The organism is Mesorhizobium sp. M4A.F.Ca.ET.050.02.1.1 (assembly GCF_003997725.1).
In the GTDB taxonomy this organism is placed as follows: domain Bacteria; phylum Pseudomonadota; class Alphaproteobacteria; order Rhizobiales; family Rhizobiaceae; genus Mesorhizobium.
Genome location: NZ_RZSG01000348.1, coordinates 1 through 6,045, shown reverse-complemented (window position 1 = coordinate 6,045; position 6,045 = coordinate 1). Strand labels below are relative to the sequence as shown.

The 6,045-nt window shown below is 64.4% G+C and carries 4 protein-coding genes; 3 read left to right on the top strand and 1 reads right to left on the bottom strand.

The features are described from left to right. Positions 1–50: 50 nt before the first annotated feature. Positions 51–2,375, top strand: coding sequence for an NADP-dependent malic enzyme (locus EOA33_RS21050; protein WP_127406474.1), 2,325 nt, complete (start codon positions 51–53; stop codon positions 2,373–2,375). Positions 2,376–2,506: 131 nt separating this feature from the next. Continuing rightward, the gene (locus tag EOA33_RS21045; RefSeq protein WP_127406473.1) at positions 2,507–3,727 is read left to right on the top strand and encodes a DUF2865 domain-containing protein; all 1,221 of its coding nucleotides are present in this window, start codon (positions 2,507–2,509) and stop codon (positions 3,725–3,727) included. Here EOA33_RS21045 and EOA33_RS21040 read toward each other — a convergent pair. After that, positions 3,645–5,018 carry a glutamate--tRNA ligase gene (locus EOA33_RS21040; RefSeq protein ID WP_126054796.1) on the bottom strand — a complete coding sequence of 458 codons (1,374 nt, stop codon included), beginning with the start codon at positions 5,016–5,018 and terminating at the stop codon, positions 3,645–3,647. The genes EOA33_RS21045 and EOA33_RS21040 overlap by 83 nt on opposite strands. Before the next feature lie 722 nt (positions 5,019–5,740). Here EOA33_RS21040 and EOA33_RS21035 point away from each other — a divergent pair. Then, positions 5,741–6,045: hypothetical protein (locus EOA33_RS21035; protein WP_145989221.1), on the top strand; the 305-nt coding region annotated here is incomplete at its 3' end.

The window sequence follows — 6,045 nt, the reverse complement described above, 5'->3', positions numbered from 1 at the left end:
TCCTGGAACTGCTCTAAAAGGCTGCGAAGCAGAAGCGCAAGGAGGCCGGCATGGACAGCGAGAACAAGAAACCGGCCCGGTCGGACCTCGACGAGGCCGCTCTCTACTTCCACAAGCATCCCATTCCCGGAAAGCTGGAGATCCAGGCGACCAAGCCGCTCGGCAACCAGCGCGACCTGGCACTCGCCTATTCGCCGGGGGTCGCCGCCCCTTGCCTCGAGATCCGCGACGACCCGGCGACCGCCGCCGACTATACGGCGCGCGCCAACCTTGTCGGCGTCGTCTCCAACGGCTCGGCGGTGCTCGGCCTTGGCAATATCGGGCCGCTCGCCTCGAAGCCGGTGATGGAAGGCAAGGCGGTGCTGTTCAAGAAGTTCGCCGGCATCGACGTCTTCGACATCGAGATCGACGCGCCGGAAATCGAGCGCATGGTCGAGACGGTCGCGGCGCTGGAGCCGACCTTCGGCGGCATCAATCTCGAGGACATCAAGGCGCCGGAATGTTTCGAGGTCGAGGAGCGGCTGAAGGCCCGCATGGGCATCCCGGTGTTCCATGACGACCAGCACGGCACGGCGATCATCGTCGCTGCCGCGGTGCTCAACGGGCTGGAATTCGCCGGCAAGACAATTGCCGACATCAAGATCGTCACCTCGGGCGCCGGCGCCGCCGCGCTCGCCTGCCTCAACCTCCTGGTCTCGCTTGGCGCCAAGGTCGAGAACATCTGGGTCACCGACCGTTTCGGCGTCGCCTACAAGGGACGCCTCGAGGAGATGGACCGCTGGAAGGACCCCTATGTGAAGGACACGGAGGCGCGCACGCTGGCCGATGTCATTCCGGGCGCCGATGTCTTCCTCGGCCTTTCCGCCGCCGGCGTGCTCAAGCCTGAATTGCTGCAGCACATGGCGCCGAAGCCGCTCATCCTGGCGCTGGCCAACCCCAATCCGGAGATCATGCCGGAGGCCGCGCGCGCGGCGCGTCCGGATGCGATGATCTGCACAGGCCGCTCCGATTTTCCCAATCAAGTCAATAATGTGCTGTGCTTTCCTTACATCTTCCGCGGCGCGCTCGACTGCGGCGCCAGCGCCATCAACGAGGAAATGAAGATGGCGGCGGTCAGGGCGATCGCCGCCCTTGCCCGCGAAGAGCCGTCGGATGTCGCCGCGCGCGCCTATTCGGGCGAGACGCCGATCTTCGGGCCCGACTTCCTGATCCCCTCGCCCTTCGACCCGCGCCTCATCCTGCGCATCGCGCCGGCCGTCGCCAAGGCCGCCTGCGACACAGGCGTGGCGACCAGGCCGATCGCCGACTTCGCCGCCTATATCGACAAGCTGAACCGCTTCGTTTTCCGCTCCGGATTGGTGATGAAGCCGGTGTTCTCGACCGCCAAGGCATCCAGCGCCAAGCGCGTCATTTATGCCGACGGCGAGGACGAACGCGTGCTGCGCGCGGCCCAGGTGGTACTGGAGGAAGGCATCGCCGAGCCGATCCTGATCGGCCGTCCGCATGTCATCGAAGTCAGGCTGAAGCGCTACGGATTGCGTATCAAGCCCGGCGTCGATTTCGGCCTGATCAACCCGGAAGAAGATCCGCGCTACCGCCACTATGTCGACTTGCTGATCGAGCTTGCCGGGAGGCGCGGCGTGACGACGGAAGCGGCCCGCACCATGGTGCGCACCGACAATACAGTGATCGCGGCGCTGGCGCTGAAGCGTGGCGATGCCGATGCCATGGTCTGCGGCCTCGAAGGCCGTTTCGAGCGGCATCTGCGCAATGTGACGCTGATCATCGGCCCCCGCGCGGGCATCAAGGATCGGGACCTGTCCACGCTCTCCATGCTGATCTCGCAGCGCGGCATCATCTTCCTCACAGACACCCACGTCTCGGTCGATCCGACGGCCGAGGAAATCGCCGAGATGACGGTGCTGGCGGCGGAGGAGATCCAGCGCTTCGGCATCGAGCCGAAGGCGGCGCTGCTGTCGCATTCGGATTTCGGCTCGCGCGATTCACCCAGCGCGCTGAAGATGCGCCAAGCGGCGGCGATCCTGGCCCGCATCGCGCCGGAATTGCAGTGCGATGGCGAGATGCATGCCGACTCGGCACTGTCGGAGCACCTGCGCCAGCGCGTCTATCCGCATTCGCGGCTGAAGGGCGAAGCCAATCTGCTGGTGTTCCCGAACCTCGATTCGGCCAACATCACGCTGACGGCGCTGCGCACCATGATGGAAGCACTGCATGTCGGGCCGATCTTGCTCGGCACCGACAAGCCGGCGCACATCCTGACGCCTTCGGTGACCTCGCGCGGCGTCGTCAACATGACGGCGCTGGCGGTGGTCGAGGCTGCGCACAAAGCGCAGGCGGTCGTCAACCTGGGCTGAGGCCGGATTTGGCGGTAAGCTGCTGGCACGTTTGGTTGCAGACTCAACTGCAACCGACTGTAGAGTAAAGACAGGTTTAACCGCGGACGCGCTAGCTTGAGCGACGAGCTGGCAATCGGGGTTTCAGGCGAATGAAGGGCGTGGGGTTGAAGCTGACCCACCTTGCGGCGTTGCTCGTGGCGCTGGCGTTGTCCGTCGTCGCCGTGACAGAGCCGCAGGCCGCTTCGCGCATCTGCCGTCAGCTCGAAGATGAACTCACTGCTGCTCGCGGCGATGGCGGCGGACCGAACCTGATCCGCAAATATGACGGCGCCGTCGCGCGCCAGCGCGAGCAGCTGGCGAAGGTGCGCAATCGGGCCAGCGATGCCGGTTGCGGCTTTTCGCTGTTTTCGCGCAACGTCAACAAATGCGCAGCGATCAACGCCAACATCGACCGCATGAACGCCAATCTCGACGCCCTGCTGGCGAAGCGCGAGCGGCTTGCCGGCGGCGGCTCTCGACGCGACCGAAGGCGTATCCTTGCGGCACTCGACGCCAATGGCTGCCGCGACGATGAGATCGCGCCGAGGCACGCCCCGCTTGAGGAGAGCGCGCGCAACAATGGCGGCGGCAATCTGTTCGAACAGCTTTTCGGCAACGGCGACCGCGAGATCGAAACGCTCGACACGCCCGATTTGCCGGATGTGCCGCCAGACGATCCCAGCGAACGCAACATTCGCCGGGTGATCAACCAGCCCGACGGCATGGACTTGCCGCGGCTGAACGGCGATTTCCACACTGTGTGCGTGCGGACCTGCGACGGCTATTTCTTCCCGATGTCGAACGCCGCCTCTTATGGCGATTTCGAGCGCGACCAGAAGAACTGCGAATCGAGTTGCCCTGGCACGGAGATGCAGGTGTTCTACACGCGCGACATGGACGGCGACGCCGGCGCGATGACATCGTCGGTGACCGGCAGGCCCTACAGCGAACTGCCGACGGCTTATCTCTACAAGCAGACCAACATGGCGCGGCCACCGGCCTGCGGCTGCAACGCGCAAGCGCAGAATTTCGAGATCATCGCCGGCAATCCGCCGAACCCCGAGCAGTCCGAGCCCGAAGCGGCCTCCGCGCCGTTCGCTCCCTTGCCGGCCGCGAAGCCGGATCCGGGCGCTGATCCCGAGACGCTGGCCAATGCCGAGGGCGGGCTCGACCGCGATGCCATCAAGCGCCTGGCCGAAAAGCCGGCAACATCGCCGGTATCGGCGTTGCCGCCCGAGCAGCGCAGGGTCAGGGTCGTCGGGCCAGCGTTCCTTCCCGACCCAGCAGGGGCAATAGATCTGCAAGCTCCGGCCCGGAAGGCTGGCCAGTAAGCGCCAGCCTGAGCGGCATGAACAGCGCCTTGCCCTTGCGGCCGGTTGCTTCGCGGATCTTGCCGGTCCAGTCCTTCCAGACGGTGCCGTTCCACGGCTCCTCCGGCAAAAGATCGAACGCCTGGTGCAGGAATTCGCGGTCCTCGCCGGAAAACTCCGCCGGTTCGTGCGGCCCCTGACCCACGATACGCCACCAGGCCAGCGCGTCGGGCAGGCTGTCGAGATTGCCTCGTACGGCCAGCCAGAACGGCTCCGCCTTCTCGCCTGAAACACCCAGCACGATCAGCCGGTCGCGAGCCTCGGCAAACGGCATATGGTGCATCAGCGTGCGGTTGAGCACGAACAGCTCGTCCGGATCGAACTTGGCCGCCGATTTCGAGGTCGCGGCCGGATCGAAATGGCCGGCGAGTTCGGAAAGATCGTGCGCTGCCGCGACATTCTCCGAGGTGCCTACCAGCACCGCCAGCGAAGCGACCGCCATCGGCTCGATGCCGTCCTCGCGCAGGCTCTCGATCGACAGCGCGCCAGTGCGCTTCGACAGGCCCTCGCCAGAGGCCGTGGTGAGCAGGTTGTGGTGGCCGAAGACCGGCGGCTCGGCGCCGAGCGCTTGGAACAGCGCGATCTGCACGCCGGTGTTGGTGACATGGTCGTCACCGCGGATGACGTGGCTGACGCCCATCTCGATGTCGTCGACCACCGATGGCAGCGTGTAGAGATAGGTGCCGTCCTCGCGCACCAGCACGGGATCCGACAGCGAGGCGAGATCAACGGTCTCCTCACCGCGCACCAGGTCGTTCCAATGGACCTCGGTGCGTTCGGGCTGCAGCGGGTCGCTGGTGAAGTTCGGCAGCAGGAAGCGCCAGTGCGGGCGTCGACCGTCGGACTGGTATTCGGCGACCTGCTCCGGCGTGAGCGTCAGCGCCTCGCGGCCATAGACGGGCGGCAGCCCGCGCGTACGGCGCACCTTGCGGCGCAGGTCGAGCTCTTCAGGCGTCTCGTAGCAGGCATAGAGCACGCGCGCGGCCTTCAGCCGCTCGACCGCCGCGTCATAGATCTCGACGCGCCGCGACTGGTATTCGGTGGCGTCGGGGAAGATACCCAGCCAGTGCAGGTCGTAGAGGATCGAATCGGCGAACTCCTGCTTGGAGCGGGCGATGTCGGTGTCGTCGAAGCGCTGGATGAAACGGCCCTTGTTGTTCATGGCGAACAGCCAGTTGAACAGCGCGGTGCGTGCATTGCCGATATGGATACGGCCGGTCGGCGACGGGGCGAAACGGACGGTTACTGTCATGAGCGGGGCGTAGCGGATGCTTTTCCGGTTGACAAGGCGCGCCCCCGCGCGAAGGGCAAGACATAGTGCAAGCCAGCTAAAATGAAAAGGCAGAGCGGCAGCATCGCCGGGGTGGCCTTGCGCACGCCCGCCGCTGACCGCCAAAACCAGGCTCTCCGACGCGGTCTTCTGTCCCCGTTATCCACATCTGTGACACACAAGATATTGGGGTCACAAAAGCTACGTAAACGAATCCTTGACGGCGCAAAACGAGTCGCCTTTTATAGGCCATGCGTTCCTGTTGAGAGCGCGACCGGAGAGTTCAGAGGCCGGTCTTTTTTCCCGGATTTTGTGCGTTTTGCCCACATTTCCGCCCTTTTGCGAGGCCGGCGGAAGCGTTGGGATTGGTGGGGCTTGGGTGGCGAAAAGGGAGAATTGTCGGACTGGAAAAAATGATCTGTTAACACTATATTTAGTGTTTGCAGGCAGGTTCGACCCTAGATAGTGTGAAGCCCTCGATCGGGGGAATCGCGAAAAAGTTTCAAGTTTTGAGGGACCCGCAGGGGGTTCGTCGGCGAGTTGGAGAGGCGCTTCGCAAGAAGTTTGGCCAACGCTCCGTGCGACGACTGCGAAGGAGATGCCGGCGTCGTCAAGATGCCGGCAAACGGCGGACCGCGCGTTTCGCTTTCGGGGCATGAATCCCTGGGGAAAAGCGCTATATATAGACACAAAGGACCGGACCAATGCGCATCGACCGTCGTTTCACCAAGCCAGGACAATCCGCCTATGCGGAGATCGAATTCCGCAAGGCGCTTTCCGAGATCAAGAATCCGGATGGCTCGGTGGTGTTCCGCCTGGACAATATCGACGTGCCGGCGCAGTTCAGCCAAGTCGCCGCCGACATCCTGGCGCAGAAGTATTTCCGCAAGGCCGGCGTTCCCGCTCGCCTGAAGAAGGTCGAGGAGAACGACGTCCCCTCCTTCCTGTGGCGCTCGGTCCCCGACGAGGCCGAACTCGCCAAACTCCCCGAGGCCGAGCGCTATGGCTC